Source organism: Corynebacterium sp., from assembly GCF_012838985.1.
GTDB lineage: Bacteria > Actinomycetota > Actinomycetes > Mycobacteriales > Mycobacteriaceae > Corynebacterium.
Map to the genome: position 1 here is coordinate 1 of NZ_DUOE01000128.1, position 19592 is coordinate 19592.

Annotated in this window: 20 protein-coding genes and 1 pseudogene; 10 read left to right on the top strand and 11 right to left on the bottom strand. The window is 68.5% G+C overall.

Annotated elements, in window-relative coordinates:
* The 5 genes and pseudogenes from GXZ33_RS07440 to GXZ33_RS07460 all read left to right on the top strand — a co-directional run.
* Positions 1-231 (top strand): annotated as a pseudogene (locus GXZ33_RS07440) (nuclease); the annotation flags it as partial.
* A gap of 104 nt (positions 232-335) precedes the next feature.
* Positions 336-1106 carry a metal-dependent hydrolase gene (locus GXZ33_RS07445; RefSeq protein ID WP_291340206.1) on the top strand — a complete coding sequence of 257 codons (771 nt, stop codon included), beginning with the start codon at positions 336-338 and terminating at the stop codon, positions 1104-1106.
* Between the two features lie 43 nt (positions 1107-1149).
* Positions 1150-1419, top strand: a complete 270-nt coding sequence (locus GXZ33_RS07450) for a hypothetical protein (protein ID WP_291340207.1) — start codon at positions 1150-1152, stop codon at positions 1417-1419.
* Positions 1416-2297 (top strand): C40 family peptidase, encoded by an 882-nt coding sequence (locus tag GXZ33_RS07455; RefSeq protein WP_291340208.1) that lies wholly within the window; start codon positions 1416-1418, stop codon positions 2295-2297. The genes GXZ33_RS07450 and GXZ33_RS07455 overlap by 4 nt, the downstream gene beginning before the upstream one ends.
* Before the next feature lie 22 nt (positions 2298-2319).
* Positions 2320-3549, top strand: a complete 1230-nt coding sequence (locus tag GXZ33_RS07460; protein ID WP_291340209.1) for a hypothetical protein — start codon at positions 2320-2322, stop codon at positions 3547-3549.
* Positions 3550-3553: 4 nt separating this feature from the next.
* On the opposite strand, the gene GXZ33_RS07465 is transcribed toward GXZ33_RS07460, so the two are convergent.
* Positions 3554-4495 (bottom strand): adenosine deaminase family protein, encoded by a 942-nt coding sequence (locus GXZ33_RS07465; RefSeq protein ID WP_291340210.1) that lies wholly within the window; start codon positions 4493-4495, stop codon positions 3554-3556.
* A gap of 38 nt (positions 4496-4533) precedes the next feature.
* On the opposite strand from GXZ33_RS07465, the gene GXZ33_RS07470 reads away from it, so the two are divergent.
* The gene (locus GXZ33_RS07470) at positions 4534-5796 is read left to right on the top strand and encodes a D-alanyl-D-alanine carboxypeptidase family protein (protein ID WP_291340211.1); all 1263 of its coding nucleotides are present in this window, start codon (positions 4534-4536) and stop codon (positions 5794-5796) included.
* Here GXZ33_RS07470 and GXZ33_RS07475 read toward each other — a convergent pair.
* The 6 genes from GXZ33_RS07475 to GXZ33_RS07500 all read right to left on the bottom strand — a co-directional run bounded on the left by GXZ33_RS07475 (position 5720) and on the right by GXZ33_RS07500 (position 10960).
* Positions 5720-6574, bottom strand: a complete 855-nt coding sequence (locus GXZ33_RS07475; RefSeq protein ID WP_291340212.1) for an RDD family protein — start codon at positions 6572-6574, stop codon at positions 5720-5722. The genes GXZ33_RS07470 and GXZ33_RS07475 overlap by 77 nt on opposite strands.
* A gap of 86 nt (positions 6575-6660) precedes the next feature.
* Positions 6661-7740: a YhjD/YihY/BrkB family envelope integrity protein gene (locus GXZ33_RS07480; RefSeq protein WP_291340213.1), complete on the bottom strand. Its 1080-nt coding sequence runs from the start codon at positions 7738-7740 to the stop codon at positions 6661-6663.
* A gap of 123 nt (positions 7741-7863) precedes the next feature.
* The gene (gene trpS / locus GXZ33_RS07485) at positions 7864-8895 is read right to left on the bottom strand and encodes a tryptophan--tRNA ligase (RefSeq protein ID WP_291340214.1); all 1032 of its coding nucleotides are present in this window, start codon (positions 8893-8895) and stop codon (positions 7864-7866) included.
* Between the two features lie 77 nt (positions 8896-8972).
* Entirely contained in the window at positions 8973-9161 is a 189-nt protein-coding gene (locus GXZ33_RS07490) for a hypothetical protein (protein WP_291340215.1), read from the bottom strand.
* 59 nt (positions 9162-9220) lie between these two features.
* A complete protein-coding gene (locus GXZ33_RS07495; RefSeq protein ID WP_291340216.1) occupies positions 9221-10057 on the bottom strand; it encodes a trimeric intracellular cation channel family protein in 837 nt (278 codons plus the stop codon).
* Positions 10058-10060: 3 nt separating this feature from the next.
* On the bottom strand, positions 10061-10960 hold the full coding sequence (locus GXZ33_RS07500; protein WP_291340217.1) for an exodeoxyribonuclease III: 900 nt from the start codon (positions 10958-10960) through the stop codon (positions 10061-10063).
* 98 nt (positions 10961-11058) lie between these two features.
* Between GXZ33_RS07500 and GXZ33_RS07505 the strand changes: the two genes are divergently transcribed.
* The 3 genes from GXZ33_RS07505 (at position 11059) to GXZ33_RS07515 (ending at position 16074) form a co-directional block, all read left to right on the top strand.
* On the top strand, positions 11059-13275 hold the full coding sequence (locus GXZ33_RS07505) for an NADP-dependent isocitrate dehydrogenase (protein ID WP_291340218.1): 2217 nt from the start codon (positions 11059-11061) through the stop codon (positions 13273-13275).
* 187 nt (positions 13276-13462) lie between these two features.
* Positions 13463-14794 carry an O-acetylhomoserine/O-acetylserine sulfhydrylase gene (locus GXZ33_RS07510; RefSeq protein ID WP_291340219.1) on the top strand — a complete coding sequence of 444 codons (1332 nt, stop codon included), beginning with the start codon at positions 13463-13465 and terminating at the stop codon, positions 14792-14794.
* Between the two features lie 134 nt (positions 14795-14928).
* Positions 14929-16074: a homoserine O-acetyltransferase gene (locus GXZ33_RS07515; RefSeq protein ID WP_291340220.1), complete on the top strand. Its 1146-nt coding sequence runs from the start codon at positions 14929-14931 to the stop codon at positions 16072-16074.
* Positions 16075-16155: 81 nt separating this feature from the next.
* Here the strand turns inward: GXZ33_RS07515 and GXZ33_RS07520 are convergent, their stop codons facing one another.
* Entirely contained in the window at positions 16156-16488 is a 333-nt protein-coding gene (locus GXZ33_RS07520) for a DUF3017 domain-containing protein (protein WP_291340221.1), read from the bottom strand.
* Positions 16481-17335, bottom strand: coding sequence for a bifunctional methylenetetrahydrofolate dehydrogenase/methenyltetrahydrofolate cyclohydrolase (locus GXZ33_RS07525; protein ID WP_291340222.1), 855 nt, complete (start codon positions 17333-17335; stop codon positions 16481-16483). The genes GXZ33_RS07520 and GXZ33_RS07525 overlap by 8 nt, the downstream gene beginning before the upstream one ends.
* 24 nt (positions 17336-17359) lie before the next feature.
* Here GXZ33_RS07525 and GXZ33_RS07530 point away from each other — a divergent pair, with 24 nt between their 5' ends.
* Entirely contained in the window at positions 17360-17833 is a 474-nt protein-coding gene (locus GXZ33_RS07530; protein ID WP_291340223.1) for a tRNA (cytidine(34)-2'-O)-methyltransferase, read from the top strand.
* Here GXZ33_RS07530 and GXZ33_RS07535 read toward each other — a convergent pair.
* Both GXZ33_RS07535 and GXZ33_RS07540 read right to left on the bottom strand, forming a co-directional pair.
* Positions 17806-19137 carry a PH domain-containing protein gene (locus GXZ33_RS07535; protein WP_291340224.1) on the bottom strand — a complete coding sequence of 444 codons (1332 nt, stop codon included), beginning with the start codon at positions 19135-19137 and terminating at the stop codon, positions 17806-17808. The genes GXZ33_RS07530 and GXZ33_RS07535 overlap by 28 nt on opposite strands.
* Positions 19134-19583, bottom strand: a complete 450-nt coding sequence (locus GXZ33_RS07540; protein ID WP_291340225.1) for a PH domain-containing protein — start codon at positions 19581-19583, stop codon at positions 19134-19136. Before GXZ33_RS07540 ends, GXZ33_RS07535 begins: the two co-directional genes overlap by 4 nt.
* Between the last annotated feature and the right edge of the window lie 9 nt (positions 19584-19592).

Below are 19592 nucleotides of genomic sequence, written 5' to 3' on the forward strand. Positions count from 1 at the left end.
GCGGAAGCGGCGGAAGCGGCGGAGGCTCAGCGCCGTGAACAGGAACGTGCCGCCCGGGCCGCCACCCCGCCCGCCCCCGCAGCATCCCGGCCTTCTGCCCCGTCCGGCGGTGGTGGAGACAATTACACCGGCTGCCGCGCCTACGGCGGCAACTACGCGATGACCAACATCGACAAGAAGGGGCAGAGGTACGCCAAGATCGACTGCGTCACCAAGGTCCAGATCGGCTGACCCCGCCAGCCCACCCCATCCACAGACCCCAGGTTGGTAGCATCAAAATCTCGGCCCCTTCCCGGAGGGGTCTGTTGTTTTCCCCGGGAGAAAGGACCACCACCATGGTCATGGGCCCCACTCATTCGATGAGCGGCGCCGCCGTCGGTCTCGCCGTCGCCCAGGTACTCCCCGCCTCCTGGGGCGGGGTCACCTCGCCGGAGGAGGCGTTCGTCTACGCGGGGATCGCCGCGGGCGCGGCGCTCCTCCCGGATCTCGATTCCCCGCAGGCCACCGTCTCCCGCTCCTTCGGTCCCTTCTCGCTCGGGTTGTCGCATGTCATCGAGAACACCGCGCAGGCCTTCGTGAATCTCACCCGTGGTTCCCGCGACCGGCGGTGCCGTCACGGGCACCGGACGGCCACGCACACCCTCTGGTTCGCCCTGCTGGCCGGGGTGGTGGCGTCCTTCCTCATCGGCACGTTTGAGAAGCCCGCGGCGATCGGCCTGTTGTTCGTGTTCCTCGGGCTGGCGATCCGGGGTCTGCTCCCGGAGTGGTCGAAGAAGAAGGACTGGCTGGCGGTCACGGCCGTCTCGGCGCTGCTGGCGGCGGGGGCCTGGGTGTATGTCCCGACGACGGCCTCGGCGGTCGTGCTGGGGTCCGCGGTGACGGTGGGGGTGCTCACCCATCTGGCGGGTGACTCCATCACGAAGAACGGCATTCCCCTGCTGGCGCCGCTGGTCCCGTTGGGGCGTCGCCGCTGGTGGAAGTTCCGCCTGCCGAAGCCTTTCCGCATCTCGGCGTCCGGGCCCGCCGACCGGCTGCTGCTCGCGGTGTTCTCCCTGCTGGTGGCGGCGCAGACGGTGGCCGTCGCCTCGGGGCTCACGGTCTCCTGAGGTCGCGGGAACCTTTCGGCTGTTTCCGCAGTCCAATTAAGGCATGAGCACCCTGTATCTCGATCCGGCCCATGCCCGTCTCCTGTCCTCCGAGCTTCTCGACGCCGCAGTCCATCCACCCGCCACCCCCGTCACCGTCTCCGGGGAGGGCCGCTTCGCGGCCTCACTTCTCGACGCTCTCCTGCACCTCGACACCCAGACCCGCCACGTCCACGACCGGGCCCGCGTGCTCGGTGAGAGTTCGCACCGGGTGATCGCGGCTGCCGCAGACACCGACCACCTCCTCGCCACGGACCTGGGGAGGCTCGCATGAGGGACATCGTCGCTGCGCTGCAGCACATCCTCGGGCTGCACCCCGCCCACCTGTCCCCGGTCCGGCTGCCGGCTCTCCCGGATTTCCAGGCGGCGGTCCCCCTCGCGGAGATGCTCACGCAGGGCGGCACCGGCGGGACCGCCCTGGTCGAGGCCGCCCGCGCCCTGAGCGGGGACCGTGCCCTGGTCGCGGAACTCAGCGACCGCGCCGCCGCCCACGTGGAGACCACCCGCGCCGAGCTCACCCACCTGGGCCACGAACTCCTCCGCCGGGCGGCCGGGATCCTGCCCCGCCTGCTGTCCCCGGCGCCCGGCGCGCAGACCGGGGCGCTGCTCGAACTGCAGCACCTGGGACAGATCTTCGTCTCCGAGGCCACCAGCCGGGTCACCGACCTCGAGGGGCTGCTCGCCCCGCTCGCCGACGACCTCGACCGGGTCGCCGCCACGGACCACGCCGCCGCGCTGCCGGCCCCGGCGGAGGAGGCTCCCCCGGAGATGCCCGCGGAGGTGGGGCCGGGGGACGTCGACAAGCAGTCGTCGGTGGGTGAGGCGGCGGTGGCCGCCGCGAAGAGTGCCCTGGGAACCCCCTACCTGTGGGGAGGCACGACTCTGGCCGGGTTCGACTGCAGCGGTTTCACCCAGTGGGCGTACCGGCAGGCCGGGGTGGAGCTGCCGCGGCTGGCGCAGGAGCAGAACGTCGGTGTCCAGGTGGGCGCGGACCAGCTGCAGCCCGGGGACCTGGCGGTGTGGGACGGGCACGTCGCGATGTACGCGGGCGACGGCCAGCTCATCGAGGCGGGGGACCCCGTCTCACTCAACCCGCTGCGGACCAGCAATGTCGGAATGGCGTTCAAGGGCTTCTGGCGACCGACGGGGTAGGTCTCCGGTAGAATTCCGCCCCATGACCTCCCGTGCGATCATTCCCGTGAAACTGTCTCTGACCGAGGGCGACTTCTACACCCTCTGGGCACCGAACTGGAAGGAGCACGGAGCCGAGTGGCAGGCCTTCCTCGGCGACGACTCCGGGCTGTACCTCTTCACCTCCCCGGCGAAGCTCTACGCCTTCCTGCAGTCCGGGAAGCGCCACGATCTGCTCTCCCACCCGAAGTGGGGCCACTTCGACACCCTGCCGGCCGACATGATCGTGCCGGACAAGAAGGAGACCTTCGACATCATCGGCACCCCGGCGTTCCTGGCCGGGCGCCCGTCCTACGAGAACGTCGCCGCTGTCGCCCGTTCCTTCCAGATGACGAAGTCCCTGGCCGAGGTCCTCGGCATCGACGACGTCATCCTCTTCTTCGCGTCCCACTCCGTGCTCGGCAACGTCCAGCGCGGCGCCGACCACTACTCGGGTGAGCACGGTCTCGGCGAGTGGTCCGCCGTCGGCCGCACCGTCCTGGACAACTGGCCGACGGTCGTCGCGGGACTCGACGGGCAGGTCCGCGTCATCGACGTCTCCGAGGAGGAGACCGCCGCCGCGCAGAAGCTCATCGACGAGGCCCGTATCGCCACCGCCGAGGCCCGCGCCGCCGCCGAGGCCGCCGCCAAGGAGGCCGAGGAGAAGGCCGACCCGTACGACTCCTCCGTCTGGGGTGTGGCCGGCATCGACCCGATCAAGATCACCCTCGACGGCAAGTCCGTCTACACGCTGCGCTGCTACATGGACGGCCGCCCGGTGTTCCTGGGCAGGTACGGCGAGATCTTCACCTTCCCCACCACCCGTCAGCTGGCGCGCTGGCTCGTCGAGAACGACGAGCACGACATGGCCGCCCTCCCGACCTGGGAGACCGTCATGACCCACGCCAACGCCGGTGAGCTCGACGTCATCGTCCACCCGGACAACCAGTACTCCTACCAGGGGCTGGTCGCGGACATCAACGCCGGCCCGGAGGCCGTGGACACCGCGCAGATGTCCCGCGGCTACGAGCTGTTCGCCGACGCCGCCGACTGGGCCGCCGACGACTCGCTCAACTCCTACCTGCTGGCCAACCCGCGCACGCAGGACTACCTGTCCTACATGCTCGGTTCCACGGAGACGGCCGGTTATGTGCCGTCCAAGCCGTACACCGACCACGCGAACTCCTGGAAGGACCTCGAGGAGATGCTGGTCAAGCGCTTCTCCAAGTTCTAGGGAGCTACTCGACGCCCTCCCCGAGGTCCCCGAACTCGTCGAGCCCGGCCTCCAGGTCCTGTGCCTCGTAGGCCGGCAGGATGATGCGCTCGAGCAGGTCCTGGCGCTCAACCTCGCTGATGAAGGCGCCCTTGACGGCGTTGACGGTGAGGTCGAAGAACTCCTCCAGCCCGTAACCGTGGATCTCGGCGAGGCGGGCGAACTCCTCGCTCAGCGAACCGGCGACGGAGGAACGACCCGTGTTGACGGTGCACGTGAAGCCGAGCTGCTGCAGGAGGGTCAGCGGATGCTCGGCGAGGTCAGGGACTGCCTCGACGGCGACCTCGAGGGTCGGCGCGAGGTCGACGGTGAGGTGGCGGTCACGCACCCAGCCGGAGACCCGGCCCGGCAGGACACCCTCGAAGCCCTCGGTGTCGATGTGGAAGTCATCGACCAGGTTGACGGAGTGGCAGAGGCGGACGGCGCCCAGCTGCAGGGCCTCCCCGATCTCCCCGATGCCGCCGTGCAGGCCGGCCTCCACGGTGAAGGGCACGTAGTTCTCGCGCAGCAGGCGGAAGGCGTCCGAATGGCGGGCCAGGGACCCGGCTCCCCCGGCGACCGCGGCGACACCGACGACGTGCGGCCCCCGGTTACGCACCGCCAGCTCGGCGACGGCCGCGACGTCCCCGTCGGGGAGGGCGGTGGGGATGAGGCGGGCGTCGATACGCGGGACGTCGAGTCCTGCGACGGCGCAGTCGATGACCTCCTGGGGAGTGAGCCCACCGGCGGTGTGCAGTTCCGGGGTGAGGCGCAGCTCCACGTAGACGACATGCTCGGCGGCGAGGCGCTCGAGATGCCCGCGGACCTGCGCGGTGAGGGTGTCGGGGGTCTGGGCGGGCTCGCCCTCGAGATACTCGTGGAGGAGGACCTTGGGCAGATCGGCGACAACTGCCGAGATGTCATTCATGGGGACCATCCTAACCGCGGCCTACGATGACCCTCACCATGAAGATCCTCGCCTCCCTCGCGCTCGTCGCCGCGCTGGGCGTACCCCCGACCGTCACCACCGGACCGACGGCGGAGGCCCCGTCCACCCGCGAACACGCCCCCGTCACCGACGACTGCCCCAACGCACTGCGCCCACCGGAGCCACGCAGCACCTCGGAGGTGCCCGTGCCCGGGGAGGAACCCACTCCCCTGCCGGTCGTCGCCCCGGCCGCCGGGACGCCGTGCGGGGTGTCCGCGCCGCGGGGTTTCGAGGTTCCCGAGGAGGTCCACGCCAGCGCGTGGCTGGTCGCGGACATCGACTCCGGCGAGATCATCGCCGCGAAGGACCCGCACGGGCGTTACCGGCCGGCGAGCATCATCAAGATGCTGCTGGCGATGGTCGTCGTGGAGGAGCTGGACCGCTCCACGGAGGTGCTCGTCAGCCGGGAGTCGGCGGAGCAGATCGGCTCCGCGGTCGGCATCGGCGAAGGCGGGACGTACACCGTCGACCAGCTCCTCCACGGTCTGCTGCTCGCCTCCGGCAACGACGCCGCGCACGCCCTCGCGCAGGAACTCGGCGGTGATGAGGTCACGCTGCGGAAGATCAACGACCTGGCCCGTGAACTCGGCACCACCGGCACCGTCGCGGCCAGCTACTCCGGGCTCGACGCCCCCGGGATGTCCACCTCCGCCTTCGACATGGGCCTGGTCTACCGCACCGCGTACCGCAACCCGGAGCTGCTGGCGGTGATGAACACCGAGCACATCCCCTTCCCCGGCTACGACGACCGCGAGGGCTACGAGGTCTGGAACGACAACGGTCTCTTCCTCAACGACCCTGAGGGTCTCGGCGGCAAGACCGGGTACACCGACGACGCGAACCACACCTTTGTCGGGGCGAAGGAGCACGGGGGACGCCGGCTGTTCGCGGTGGTGCTCGACACCACCGTCGAGAAGGCGCGTGCCTGGCAGCAGGCGCAGCTGCTTCTCGACGCAGCCTTCCGCACCACCGCAGGGCAGGGTGTCGGTCTGCTGGAACCGCTCGTGACGGCACCGGAGGAGACGCCGGCGCCGACACCCACCCCGGAGGCCCCGCCCGTCGAGGTGCCGGGCGTCCATGACACGGACGATCCCCGGCCCTGGGCGGAACCGGGGATCATCGCGGTGACTGTCGTGGGACTGCTCGCGCTGGTGGCGGCGGTGATCAGCGTCCGGACTTCCGGACCACCTCGGCGCCGGCCCAGCGGTCGTGGGAACCGAGGTGACCGGTCTGCGGCTTGATCGAGGTGCCGATGGCGATCATGCCGACGAAGCTGATGAGCCAGCCGATCCCGGGAACGATGCTGGCCACCCGCCACCACTGACGCTTCGCCGACTGCTCCCAGCTCAGCTTCTCGCGGGTGGTGGAGTCACGGACCTCATAACCGAAGAGGTGCTTGACCGGGGAGGCGCCCGTGAGCACCTCGAAGCCGAGGAACCAGGCCAGGCCGACGAGCCCCACCAGCAGGCCGGCGATGACGTTGTCGGAGTCCACACTCACCATGAGGAGGCCGGAGACCATGGAGAACGTCAGGCCGTCGAGAAGCATCATGCCCAGGCGCAGCCCCGCCGAAGGGCGGTCAGCGTGGAGTTCCGGCAGCGGGGCCGGAGTGGGTGCGGTGTAGCCCGCGGCCTGGGCGAAGGGGTTGCTCAGCGGGTCGGGCGCCGCCGGGCTGCCGACCGGGTAGTTGTAGGGATTCGAGGGCGGCTGCGGGGCGGGCTGGGGCTGCTGCGGGAGGAACAGCGGGTCCGGGAAGGAACCGAAGTTGCCCAGGTACTCCAGGTCGGACCACTCCAGGGGCCGGGAGGAGGCGAGGGCCTCGTCGTAGGTGGCGCGGCGCCTCTCGTCCGAGAGCACCGAGAACGCCGTCTGCAGCTGCCGACGACGCGGATCGGTGTCCAGGATCATCTGCTGCTCGAGGACGAGGTCGCGGCCGGCGATCTCCCGGCCGAGGTCCTCGGCGGAGGCGGAGCGGTTGAGGGAGAGCATGTCGTAGAGGTCGGGCATCGGGGAAGTCATGTCAGTCACCTTTTCTGTTGTTCTTGTGACTCCAGGTTAGGAGACCCTGCCGCCTCCCACATCGGGAGGTGCCCTGATACCGACCCCTATTTCCGGCGGAGCAGCGCGATGACGCCCGCGCCGACGGCGGCGGCCGCCGCACCCAGGCCGGCGGCGGTGCCGGCACCGGGGCCCCGACGGATCTCCTGGCGGACGCGGATGACGGCCGGCTCCGGGGCCGGCATCTGGGCCAGCTGCATGGACTCCTCCGTGGTCGCGGCCCAGGCGGAGACGTACATGACCAGGCGCCACACCAGGTAGAGCAGGACCATGAGACCGATGATCGGTCCGAAGGTCGCGCCCGCCGGGTTGGACAGGGCGTTGGAGGCGAACAGCGAACCGAGCTGCTTGATCAGCTCGAAGGCGACGGCGCCGATGAGCGCGGCCTGCAGCCCGGAGCGGCGCGGCACCTTCGTGCGCGGCAGGTAGAACACGAACCAGGCCATGACCAGGAAGTTGGCCAGGACACCGATGACCACCGCCACCAGGAAGGTGATCACCCGGATACCCGGGATGTGCCCGAGGCCGACGAAGTCGAGTGCGTACTCCGTCAGACCCGAACTGCCGATCGCGGTGACCGCGAAGGCGAGCGCCAGTGCCAGTCCCAGGCCGAGGAGTCCGAGGAGGTCAGAGAGCTTGTTCTTGAAGAAGTTGCCCACCGCCGTCGGGTCGACCTTCCACATCTTGGACACGCCGTAACGCAGGTTGTTCATCCAGCCGAGTCCGGACCACAGGGCGGTCAGCGCACCGATGCCGGCGACGGCACCGCGCTGCTCGATGGCGGTGTCGAGGATGTCGTTGATGAGGGCCCCCACCTCGCCCTCAACGGCACCGGAGATCCGGGCCTGCACCTCCCCGAGCACCTCCGGCCGACTGGCCAGGAAGGTGGCGATACCCGCCACCAGCAGCATGAGGAGCGGGAAGATCGCCAGCACAGAGAAATAGGTGATGCCCGCCGAGTACTGGTTGCCGCCCATGGATGAGTAGCGGTCCTGCATCCGCATGAGATGGTCGACCATCTCGGATTTCTCCCGGACCTTGTCGACGGCACCGGGTTCATCGTCGCGGACCCGTTCAATGCCGAACTCGTCGGTGTAACGGCTGTCGGGGTGTGTGCTGGTGGCCACGGGAACTCCTCGTTGCAAGTCGCATCTGTGAATGTGTTGATATGACTTCAACGGTAGGTAAGAACAGGGCGCCGCGCACCCGCTGCGACTGAACCGTTACACCGGTGCGGGGCCGGCTCCCCGTCAGCGCAGCGGACGCAGGAAACCGACCTTGTCGTAGACCTCCTGGAGCAGCGGCTCGGAGACCTCCCGGGCCCGCTCCGCGCCGGCGGCGAGGATGCGCTCGAGCTCGCCGCGGTCGTCCATGAGTTCCTCGTAGCGCGCCTTGAGCGGGGTGGTGAACGCCTCGAGGGCGTCGGCGGTGTCGACCTTGAGCGCGCCGTAGCCCTGGCCCTCGTAGCCGGCGACGAGGTCGTCGATGGACTTACCCGTCAGCGCCGACTGGATGACCAGCAGGTTGGACACGCCCGGCTTGTTCTCCTTGTCAAAGGCGATGACACCGTCGTTGTCGGTGACGGCCGAGCGGATGCGCTTGGCGGAGGTCTTCGGGTTGTCGAGGAGGTTGATGCAGCCCTTGGGGTTGTCCGCGGACTTGGACATCTTGGCGGTCGGGTTCTGCAGGTCCTGGATCTTGGCGGCACCCTCCGGGATGAAGCCCTCCGGCACGACGAAGGTCTCGCCGTAGCGGGAGTTGAAGCGCTCGGCGAGGGTGCGGGTCAGCTCGAGGTGCTGGCGCTGGTCCTCACCGACCGGCACGTACTGCGGCTTGTACAGCAGGATGTCCGCCGCCATGAGCACCGGGTAGGTGAACAGGCCGACGGTGGCGCGGTCGGTGCCCTGCTTCTGCGACTTGTCCTTGAACTGGGTCATGCGCGAGGCCTCGCCGAAGCCGGTGAGACAGTTGAACACCCAGGTCAGCTCCGCGTGCTGCGGCACATGCGACTGGACGAACAGGGTGGACTTCGCCGGGTCGATGCCCAGGGCGATGAGCTGGGCGGCACCTGCGACGGTGCGGTGACGCAGCTCCTCCGGGTCCTGGTCCACGGTGATCGCGTGCAGGTCGGGGATGAAGTAGAACGCGTCGTAGTTGTCCTGCAGCTCAATCCACTGCTTCAGTGCACCCAGGTAGTTGCCCAGGTGGTAGGAGTCGGCGGTCGGCTGGATGCCGGAGAGGACGCGCTGGCGGGATTCGGTCGACGGGTTCTGCTCGTTCATGGCTGTTGAGTGTAGCCCGCAATACAGAAGGCGGCGTCGATGACCTGCTTATCGACGCCGCCTTCCGCCCGGAGCTGCTAGAGCTTGCGGGAGGTCGGGCTGTGCTTGTCCAGCAGGACCGCGATGCCCGCGGCGACGAGGGCACCGCCGGCACCCATGACCAGTGCTGCGACAACGGCCATCACGGAGAAGCCGACGGCCATGTACCAGAACACGCCACCGGCGATGAGGGCGGCACCAAGGACCAGGTAGATGAGAGCGCTCATGTTGTATTCCACTTCTCTTTTAGTTCGACAGTCGTGCAACACTTTAGCACCCGGGGGATCTAACTGGGGCTGTCCTCGTGATCGGTCTCGGGGTCATCCTCCGGGAGGACCCACCGCTGCTTCTTCTGCGCCTTGCCCTTGCGCCCCGGCAGCTTGCTGAGCAGCGAGTACCGGGAGGTGTCGAAGGAGACGCGGTTGCGGGAACGCAGCAGGCTGCGGCGGGTGGACTGGTAGTGCAGGGAGGAGCGGGGGTTCTTCGACTCCCCCTCCGTCTGGTACTCGAACACCGGCAGGCTGAGACCGAAGTACATGGCGATGACGCGGATGACGAAGGCCGCGACGAGCGTGATGACGATCGTCCAGTTCTCCCCCACCCCCATGGCCAGCAGGCCCATGTAGATGGAGGTCGCGAAGAGGGAGATCGTCGCGTAGAGCTCCTTGGAGAACACCAGCGGCACCCGGTCACTCATAAGGTCACGCAGGATGCCGCCGGACACGCCGTTGACCACCGAGGCCACGCACGCGATGACGAAGCCGTAGCCCAGGTCCAGCGCCATCTGGGTGCCGATGACCGAGAAGGTGGCGAGGCCGACGGCGTCGGCAAGCAGGAACACCTTCCGGAAGTAGTGCATGAGGAAGGACAACGACACCGTCACCAACGCGGTGACGACCACGATGACCAGATAGACCGGTTGCTCCACCCACGTCAGGGGGTAGGTGTCCAGCACCATGTCGCGGATCGTGCCGCCGCCGAGAGCGGTGAGCGCGGCCAGGGCCACGACGCCGAACAGGTCCATCCGCTGTTTACCGGCGGCCAGGGCAGCGGTGATCGCCTCAGCGGTGATGCCGATGACGAAGGTGATGACGAGCAGATGGGCGGTATCGACAGCATCCATGATCTATGAGTACGTCACATTCAGGGGGGAGTGATCGGACCAGCGGGTCTCCACGGTGGGTGCGCGGTCGACCCAGCTGCGCTCGGCTCGGTCGAGCATGCTCTTCGTCGCCGCCTGGTAGTCGATGCGCCAGCCGGCGTTGTTGTTGAACGCCTGCCCACGGTAGGTCCACCAGGTGTAGGGGCCGTCGCCCTCCGGCTGGAGTCGACGGGCCACGTCGAACCACCGCGGTTCGGTGGCTGCACCCCAGATGGTACGCCCGTCGTAGTCGACCACCCCGAAGTACTCCCCCAGCCCGGGCTTCTCCTGCGGGGACTCATCCGGGAAGGAACCGAACACGGAGTCCATGAAAGCCCGCTCATCTGCGAGGAAGCCGGACTTCTTCATGTTGCCCTTCCAGTTCTTCAGGTCCTCGCGGCGGTGGCAGATGTTCCAGTCGCCGCCGATGACCATGTCCGGGTGGTCCGCGGCCAGGCTGTCGAGGTAGGGGCCGAACTCGTCGAGGAAGCGGTACTTCTCGTCCTGCTTCTCCGAGCCCGCCGAACCGGAGGGCAGGTACAGGGAGGCGACGCGCACGCCCTCGTAGGTGCCCTCGATCCAGCGGCCGGAATCAAGGAAGGAACCCATCCCGACGCGGACGTCGTCAAGCGGGGCGCGGGAGAGGATGCCCACCCCCGCGCGACCCCGGGCCGCCGCCGGGGCGCCGACGTAGTGCCAGCCGGCGTCGAGGGCGGGCTGCAACGCCTTGACGGACTCCTCGACGGTCGCGCGCACCTCCTGCAGAAGCACCACGTCGGTCGGGGACTGCTCCAGCCAGGCGAGCATGCCCGGATTGTCCTCGTTGCGCTGCTTGACGGCGGCGCGGATTCCATTGACGTTGACGGAGGTGATGGTCAGACTCATAGGAACCACCATATCGCCGTTGGTGGCAGGGCCACTGTCGTCACGGGTATCCTTAGCCGTTGACACTGCCGAGATTGAAGAAAGCGTTAGGGAGTTACATGGCAAAGATCATCTGGACCCGCACTGACGAGGCCCCGCTGCTCGCGACCTATTCGTTCAAGCCTGTTGTTGAGGCATTCGCCGCCACCGCGGGTATTGATGTCGAAACCCGGGACATCTCCCTGGCCGGACGCATCCTGGCCCAGTTCCCGGACCGTCTGACCGAGGAGCAGCGGATCGACGACGCCCTGACCGAGCTCGGTGAGCTGGCCAAGACCCCGGAAGCCAACATCATCAAGCTCCCGAACATCTCGGCGTCCGTCCCGCAGCTCAAGGCCGCCATCAAGGAGCTGCAGGAGCAGGGTTACGATCTTCCCGACTACGTCGACTCCCCGGAGACCGACGAGGAGAAGGACGCCCGCAAGCGCTATGACGTAGTGAAGGGTTCCGCTGTGAACCCGGTACTCCGTGAGGGCAACTCCGACCGTCGTGCCCCGGAGGCCGTGAAGAACTTCGTCAAGAAGAACCCGCACCGCATGGGCGAGTGGTCCGCTGACTCCAAGACCAACGTCGCCACCATGGACTCCGACGACTTCCGTCACAACGAGCAGTCCGTCGTCCTCCCGTCCGAGGACACCCTCTCCTTCGTCCACGTCGCCGCCGACGGCACCGAGACCAAGCTGCGCGAGGACCTCAAGGTCCTCGAGGGCGAGGTCGTCGACGGCACCGTCCTGCGTGCCGCCGCACTGGAGTCCTTCCTGGCCGAGCAGGTCAAGCGCGCCAAGGACGAGGGCATCCTGTTCTCCGTCCACCTCAAGGCCACCATGATGAAGGTCTCCGACCCGATCATCTTCGGCTACGTCGTCCGCGCCTTCTTCGCCGACGTCTACGACAAGTACGGCGAGCAGCTGCTGGCCGCCGGCCTCGACGGTGAGAACGGCCTCGGCGCCATCTTCTCCGGCCTCGAGGAGCTGGAGAACGGCGCGGAGATCCGCCAGGCCTTCGACGAGGCCCTCGCGAACGGCCCGGACCTGGCCATGGTCAACTCCGACAAGGGCATCACCAACCTGCACGTCCCGTCCGACGTCATCGTCGACGCCTCCATGCCGGCCATGATCCGCACCTCCGGCCAGATGTGGAACAAGGACGACAAGACCCAGGACACCCTGGCCGTCATCCCGGACTCCTCCTACGCCGGTGTCTTCCAGACCGTCATCGAGGACTGCAAGGCCAACGGCGCCTTCGACCCGACCACCATGGGCACCGTCCCGAACGTCGGCCTCATGGCCCAGAAGGCCGAGGAGTACGGCTCCCACGACAAGACCTTCCGCATCGAGGCGGACGGCAAGGTCGAGGTCCGCAACGCAGCGGGCGAGGTCCTGCTCGAGCACGAGGTCTCCGAGGGCGACATCTGGCGCGCCTGCCAGGCCAAGGACGCCCCGATCCAGGACTGGGTCAAGCTGGCCGTCGACCGTGCCCGCATCTCCGGCATGCCGGCCGTCTTCTGGCTGGACCCGGAGCGCGCCCACGACCGCAACCTCACCACCCTGGTGGAGAAGTACCTGCAGGACCACGACACCGAGGGCCTGGACATCCGCATCCTCTCCCCGGTCGAGGCGACCCAGCTGTCCGTCGACCGCATCCGTCGCGGCGAGGACACCATCTCCGTGACCGGTAACGTCCTGCGTGACTACAACACCGACCTGTTCCCGATCCTCGAGCTGGGCACCTCCGCCAAGATGCTCTCCGTCGTGCCGCTCATGGCCGGCGGTGGACTGTTCGAGACCGGTGCCGGCGGCTCCGCCCCGAAGCACGTCCAGCAGGTCGTCGAGGAGAACCACCTCCGCTGGGACTCCCTCGGTGAGTTCCTCGCCCTGTCCGAGTCCCTGCGCCACATCGGCCGCACCCAGGACAACAAGCAGGCCGCGGTGCTCGCCGACGCCCTGGACAAGGCCACCGAGAAGCTGCTGGCCGAGGGCAAGTCCCCGTCCCGCAAGGTCGGCGAGATCGACAACCGTGGCTCCCACTTCTACCTGGCCACCTACTGGGCCGAGGCCCTGGCCGAGCAGTCCGACGACGCCGCGCTGGCCGAGACCTTCCAGCCGGTCGCCGAGGCCCTGAACGCCGACGCCGCGACCATCGACCAGGAGCTCATCGACAACCAGGGTTCCGCCGTGGACCTGGGTGGCTACTACGCCCCGTCCGATGAGAAGACCTCCGCCGTCATGCGTCCGTCCTCCAAGTTCAACGAGATCATCGACGGCCTGAAGAAGTAACACTCTTCTGACGCTTGCCGACGCCGCCCTGCCCCTCCCGGGGCAGGGCGGCGTTCCTTTTCCGCGGCGGACGGACCACTTGGTCTAGCGGCTGTTTATTTTTATTCACACGCCTTGAACTGCGCAGACCTGCCCGTGACAGACAGCTCGGTTTAAAACCGGATGCGGTACGCCGTAATCTTCTCCCATGACTAAATACGACAACTCCGCAGCAGACCAGTGGGACTTCGAGACCCGTTCCATCCACGCCGGCCAGAACCCGGACCCGGGCACCGGCTCCCGTAACCAGCCCATCCACCTGACGACCTCCTACGTCTTCAACTCGGCCGAGCACGCGAAGCAGCGTTTCGCCCTCGAGGACCTCGGTCCCGTTTACTCCCGCCTGACCAACCCCACCGTGGAGGTCCTGGAGAACCGCCTCGCCTCCCTCGAGGGTGGCGTCCACGCCGTGGCCTTCGCCTCCGGCCAGGCCGCGGAGACCGCCGCGATCCTCAACGTCGCCGGCGCCGGCGACCACATCGTCACCTCCCCGCACCTCTACGGCGGCACGGAGACCCTCTTCCTGGTCACCCTCAAGCGCCTGGGCATCGAGGTGAGCTTCGTGGAGGACCCCTCCGACCCGGAGTCCTGGCAGGCCGCCGTGCAGCCGAACACCCGCGCCTTCTACGGTGAGACCTTCGGCAACCCGGCCGCCGACATCCTCGACATCCCGGCCGTCGCCGAGGTCGCGCACCGCAACGGTGTGCCGCTCATCGTCGACAACACCATCGCCACCGCCGCGCTGGTCCGCCCGCTGGAACTGGGTGCCGACGTCGTCGTGGCGTCCCTGACCAAGTTCTACACCGGCAACGGTTCCGCTCTGGGCGGCATCCTCGTCGACGGCGGAAAGTTCGACTGGACCGTCGAGCGCGACGGGAAGCCGGTCCACGAGCAGTTCGTCACCCCGGACCCGGCGTACCACGGCCTCAAGTACGCCGACCTGGGTGCCGCGGCCTTCGGCCTCAAGGCGCGGGTGGGTCTGCTGCGGGACACGGGCGCGTCGATAAGCCCGTTCAACGCCTGGGTGACGCTGCAGGGACTGGACACCCTGTCCCTGCGCATCGAGCGCCACAACGAGAACGCTGCCCAGGTTGTCGAGTTCCTGCGCAACCACCCGAAGGTGGCGAAGGTGAACTACGCCGGCGCGGAGGACTCCCCCTACCGCGCGGTGAAGGAGAAGCTGGGCCTGACCCACACCGGTTCGGTGCTCACCTTCGAGCTCGCACCGGCGGATTCCGAGGAGCAGGACCGCGCCAACGCGTGGGCCCTCATCGACGCGCTGCAGCTGCACTCCAACCTGGCCAACGTCGGCGACGTCCGCTCCCTGGTGGTCCACCCGGCGACGACGACCCACTCCCAGTCCGATGCGGAGGGTCTGGCCCGGGCGCAGGTCACGCAGCGGACGATCCGTCTGTCGGTGGGCATCGAGAAGATCACCGACATCATCGCCGACCTGGACAACGCCCTGAACGCCGTCTAAGAGACAGCTTGGTCCACATAAATTCACGTCTCCCACCTGCGGAGACGTGAATTTTTGCGTCCCTGCTGTTTGCGCATGCCGACGGGCGAATCTACTCTCGTTGAAAAGTGTGTCCCCCGGCAGATCTCAGGACGGTGAGTCCCATCCCTTCCCTCAACCTGGCTCCCCAGGGCGAACTCGCGCAGGTGCGCATCGGTGACCTCCACACGGAGGCCGGTGGCGTCATCGACGACGTCACCATCGCCTACCGCCGCTGGGGTGAGTTCCGCGGTGACCCGGACGGGATGAACAACCTCGTGCTCATCGAACACGCCCTGACCGGCGACACCAACGTCGCCGACTGGTGGTGTGACCTGCTGGGCCCCGGCCGCGCGCTCGACACCGACGCGTGGTGCATCGTGTGCACCAACGTCATCGGCGGCTGCCAGGGGTCGACCGGCCCCGCCTCCGAGCACCCCGACGGCGGCCGCTGGGGATCCCGTTTCCCGGCGATCTCCATCCGCGACCAGGTCACCGCGGAGAAGCAGTTCCTCGACGCCCTCGGCGTCTCCCGGATCCACGCCGTCCTCGGCGGTTCCATGGGTGGCGCCCGCACCCTGGAGTGGGCGCTGATGTACCCGGACAAGGTCAACGCCGTGTGCGTCATCGCCGTCTCCGCCCGGGCCAGCGCCTGGCAGATCGGCATCCAATCCGCCCAGATCTCCGCCATCGAACGTGACCCCGACTGGCAGGGCGGCGACTACTACGACACCGGCCGCTCCCCCGACGGCGGTCTCGCCGCCGCCCGCCGCATCGCCCACCTCACCTACCGCGGTGAGCAGGAGCTCGACGAGCGTTTCGGTGCCGGCCGCCAGGACGGGGAGGACCCGCTGGGCACCTTCCGCGACCCCCACCAGCGCTTCGCCGTGGAGAGCTACCTGCAGTACCACGGCCGCAAACTGGTCGAGCGTTTCGATGCCGGCAGCTACGTCACCCTCACCGAGTCCCTCAACCGGCACAACATCGGCCGGGGCCGCGGCGGGCTGAACAAGGCGCTGGGTGCCTGCACGGTGCCGACGATGATCGTCGGCGTGGACACGGACATCCTCTACCCGTACCACCAGCAGGAGCATCTGTCCCGCAACCTCCCGGAGCTCATGGGCATCGCCCGGATCTCCTCCCCCGTCGGCCATGACGCCTTCCTGGCCGAGTTCCGGCAGATGGACCGCATCATCCGCCGCTTCTTCGTGCTCAGCGTGCTCGACGATGACGCCCACGAGGACGACGGCTACCTCATCTAGGCAACCGGAACGTACCGCGAAGGGGCCTCCACCAACCCGGTGGAGGCCCCTTCGCGGTACGTTTCGCGGGGCAGCCCCGCTCTAGGACCCCAGCGCGTCCACCGACGCCGACAGAAACGCCATCGACCCCCCGACGACGGTGCAGAAGGCGGCGTCGAAACGCCGGGAGCGCACCGCGAACACCCCGACGATGCGGGAGTCGCACGTGTAGCGCACCACGGCCAGCCACAGGAGCGAGACACCGAGGACGAAGGTGGCGCGGCGCCAGTGTTCGGTGAGCGCGAAGACGCTGGCCACGACCACTCCGAGCATGAACCACATGACGAATCCCCACTGCACCCACCGGGGCAGCCGCGAGGGCGCCACCGTGAGGTCGTGGGGATTGTCCAGGGGTCTGCCCAGGGGTTTACTCACCTGCGAGCAGTTCCGCCCTCTCGACGACGTTGGCCACCAGGAAGGCGCGGGTCAACGGGCCGACGCCGCCCGGGTTCGGGGAGACGTGTCCGGCGACCTCCCAGACGTCCGGGTGGACGTCGCCGGCGAGCTTGCCGTCGAGACGCGAGACACCGACGTCGAGGACCGCGGCACCCGGCTTGACCATGTCGGCGGTGAGCATGTGCGGAACGCCGGCGGCGGCGATGATGACGTCCGCGTTCTTCGTCTCCGCGGCCAGGTCCTTCGTGCCGGTGTGGCACAGGGTGACGGTGGAGTTCTCGGAACGGCGGGTGAGCATGAGGCCGATGGGGCGGCCGACGGTGACGCCGCGGCCGATGACGACCACCTTCGCACCGTTGAGCTCGACGCCGAAGCGGCGCAGCAGGTGGATGGAGCCGTTCGGGGTGCACGGCAGCGGGGCGGGCTCGTTGAGGACGAGCTTGCCCAGGTTGACCGGGTGGAGGCCGTCGGCGTCCTTGTCCGGGTCGATGGCGGCGAGCACGGCGTTCTCGTCGAGGTGCTTCGGCAGCGGCAGCTGGACGATGTAGCCGGTGCAGGCCGGGTCGTTGTTCAGCTCGTCGATGACGGCGAGCAGGTCCTCCTGGGAGATGTCGGCCGGCAGATCCCTGCGGATCGAGTTGATGCCGATCTGTTCGCAGTCGCGGTGCTTCATCTTCACGTAGGAGTGGGAGGCCGGGTCGTCGCCGACCAGGACCGTCGCCAGGCCGGGCACGATGCCCTTCTCCCTGAGGGCGGCAGTGCGCTTCGCCAGGTCCTCGAAGATCTCGTCGCGGTAGAGTTGTCCGTCAAGTTTGATCGCAGTCACGCCCCTCATCCTAGACTCTTGCCAATGGGCATTCTGCACGTCATCTTCGATAACCCGGTCATCCCCCCGAACACGGGCAACGCCATCCGCATGTGCGCAGGCTCCGGGGCGCACCTCCACCTGGTGGAGCCGCTGGGTTTCGACCTCACCGAGAAGCACCTGCGCCGCGCCGGCCTGGACTACCACGACCTCGCTGAGGTCACCGTCCACCCCACCTTCGGGGAGTGCTTGTCGACGCTGCCCGCCACCTCCCGTGTCTTCCCCTTCACCACGGGCGCCACCGTGTGGCACACCGACGTGGCCTGGCGGGAGGGTGACGCCCTGCTCTTCGGCACGGAGACCACCGGCCTGCCCGCATCGGTGCTGGCGCATCCACGCCTCGAGCATGAGGTGCGCATCCCCATGATCCCGGGCAGGCGCTCCATGAACCTGTCCAACTCGGCGGCCGTGGCCACCTACGAGGCCTGGCGTCAGCTGGGTTTCCCGGGCGGGGTGTAGGCCGGCAGTTCGCGCTGACGGAGCCGGTTGAGCAGCGCGTTGCCGTCCTCCGGAGTGAGATCCTCCCCGGCCATGCGCACCGGCCCGGGCACCAGGTCGAGGCGCACCGTGCACAGGCCGAGCAGCTGCTGCAACGGTCCCCGCACCAGGGAGAGCTCCTGGATGTGGCCCGGGTCGATGACGCTCCACCGCCGGGACAGACGCCCGGTGCGCGTCACGACGGCCCCCGGCAGCACCGCCACCGACTGCTGGTGCAGGTCCACCGGTGACACCCAGCGGGCCCGCGCGGGGGACGTGAACGTCGGGGGGACGACCTGCGGGTCGGCGACCGGGCTGACCACCGCCAGCAGGCGTGCGGCCTGCTCCCGGGTGCCGACGGGCAGGATCCGCGTCGTCGCCCCCTTCGTGCCGGTGCTGTAGCCGGCGACCGACACCGCCACCGACCACCAGCCGGTCAGCCGCCACAGCCACGGCTGATGGAGGGTGACGCCGTGGATGCGGTCCAGCGGGATCGACTGCCGCCGGCGGTCGGCGAGCCCGAAGGAGACGTGGAGGACGGGGTCCTGCGGGGTGTCGTCGAGAAGCGCCGTGAAACGCCAGCTCCGGTCAATCTGGTTCCACACCACCGGCAGGAGGCCGAACAATGCCGGGATGATCGTCGCCCACCCCAGCGGGCTGAGCAGCAGCAGAGCCGTGAACAGGCCACCGAGGAGGGTGCTCAGCTGCAGGGCGGCGGCCGTCAGGGAACGGGCGATGGGGATCTCGGGGATGAGGGCCGGGGGATCCGGGGCCACCGGGGACTGCGGGGACTGCGGGGCGTCCGCCCGGGTGCGCCCCAGCACCTCCCGGCGCAGGGCCTCCGCCTCCGCCTTCGGCAGGAAGGCGATCTCGATGACCGAGTCCCGGCCACCGGCGGTCTCCACCCGCACGGAGGCGAGCCGGAAGATCCGCGCGATGACCGACTCCACGACGTCGACCGCCTGGATCCGGTCATAGCGGGCCGTGCGCAGCTGCCTGCTCAGCACCCCCTGCCGGAGGGCGAGCTCCTCCGCGCCCAGCCGGTAACCCATCGCCTGCCACCACACGTGGGAACCGAACCACACCACCGCGCAGGCCAGGAGGAACACCCCGAGAGCACCCGCCAGCAGCAGGAACCTGCCCTCCTGCAGCCACGTCCACGCCTGCGCCAGATCCGCGAGCCCGGTGTTGACCAGCAGCACCGCCAGCAGCGCCAGCAGCACGGTCCAGAACTTCAGCAGCGGGGTCAGCCGGTGGACGTGCCGGAACTCCGCGTCCGGGCTCACAGTCCGCTCATCCTCTCCCGGGCCTTGACGGCGAGGCGCCCGCGCAGGGCGTCGGCGGTGTCGGCGGGCAGGCCCTCGACGACGGAGTCCGAGGTGGCCGAGGCCGTGTGCAGTTTGAGGGTCTTCATCCCCAGGGCGCGTTCGACGGGCCCGGCGGTGACGTCGACGAACTGGATGCGCCCATAGGGCACGACCGTGAACGTGTGCCACAGCCGCCCCTTCGTGATGAGCAGCTCATCGTCCGTCTCCTGCCACCCCAGCAGTTTCACCTGCGCCGGGATGAGCCACACCTGCCACGCCAGGAGCGCCAGGGCGGCACCGGCGCCGATCCAGAACCACGGGCTCACCCACCAGGCCAGGCCCACGAAGATGAGGAGGGGCAGGATCAGCCACGGCAGTCTGCCGAGGTAACGGGCGGTGGTCAGTTTCGGGGAGACGGGGTTCACGCCCTCCAC

What these genes read in the sequence shown, in the direction of transcription:
- GXZ33_RS07445 (WP_291340206.1), top strand. Translation starts at nt 336, where the DNA reads ATGGTCATGGGCCCCACTCATTCGATGAGCGGCGCCGCCGTCGGTCTC.
- GXZ33_RS07450 (WP_291340207.1), top strand. Translation starts at nt 1,150, where the DNA reads ATGAGCACCCTGTATCTCGATCCGGCCCATGCCCGTCTCCTGTCCTCC.
- GXZ33_RS07455 (WP_291340208.1), top strand. Translation starts at nt 1,416, where the DNA reads ATGAGGGACATCGTCGCTGCGCTGCAGCACATCCTCGGGCTGCACCCC.
- GXZ33_RS07460 (WP_291340209.1), top strand. Translation starts at nt 2,320, where the DNA reads ATGACCTCCCGTGCGATCATTCCCGTGAAACTGTCTCTGACCGAGGGC.
- GXZ33_RS07465 (WP_291340210.1), bottom strand. Translation starts at nt 4,495, where the DNA reads ATGAATGACATCTCGGCAGTTGTCGCCGATCTGCCCAAGGTCCTCCTC.
- GXZ33_RS07470 (WP_291340211.1), top strand. Translation starts at nt 4,534, where the DNA reads ATGAAGATCCTCGCCTCCCTCGCGCTCGTCGCCGCGCTGGGCGTACCC.
- GXZ33_RS07475 (WP_291340212.1), bottom strand. Translation starts at nt 6,574, where the DNA reads ATGACTTCCCCGATGCCCGACCTCTACGACATGCTCTCCCTCAACCGC.
- trpS (WP_291340214.1), bottom strand. Translation starts at nt 8,895, where the DNA reads ATGAACGAGCAGAACCCGTCGACCGAATCCCGCCAGCGCGTCCTCTCC.
- GXZ33_RS07490 (WP_291340215.1), bottom strand. Translation starts at nt 9,161, where the DNA reads ATGAGCGCTCTCATCTACCTGGTCCTTGGTGCCGCCCTCATCGCCGGT.
- GXZ33_RS07495 (WP_291340216.1), bottom strand. Translation starts at nt 10,057, where the DNA reads ATGGATGCTGTCGATACCGCCCATCTGCTCGTCATCACCTTCGTCATC.
- GXZ33_RS07500 (WP_291340217.1), bottom strand. Translation starts at nt 10,960, where the DNA reads ATGAGTCTGACCATCACCTCCGTCAACGTCAATGGAATCCGCGCCGCC.
- GXZ33_RS07505 (WP_291340218.1), top strand. Translation starts at nt 11,059, where the DNA reads ATGGCAAAGATCATCTGGACCCGCACTGACGAGGCCCCGCTGCTCGCG.
- GXZ33_RS07510 (WP_291340219.1), top strand. Translation starts at nt 13,463, where the DNA reads ATGACTAAATACGACAACTCCGCAGCAGACCAGTGGGACTTCGAGACC.
- GXZ33_RS07530 (WP_291340223.1), top strand. Translation starts at nt 17,360, where the DNA reads ATGGGCATTCTGCACGTCATCTTCGATAACCCGGTCATCCCCCCGAAC.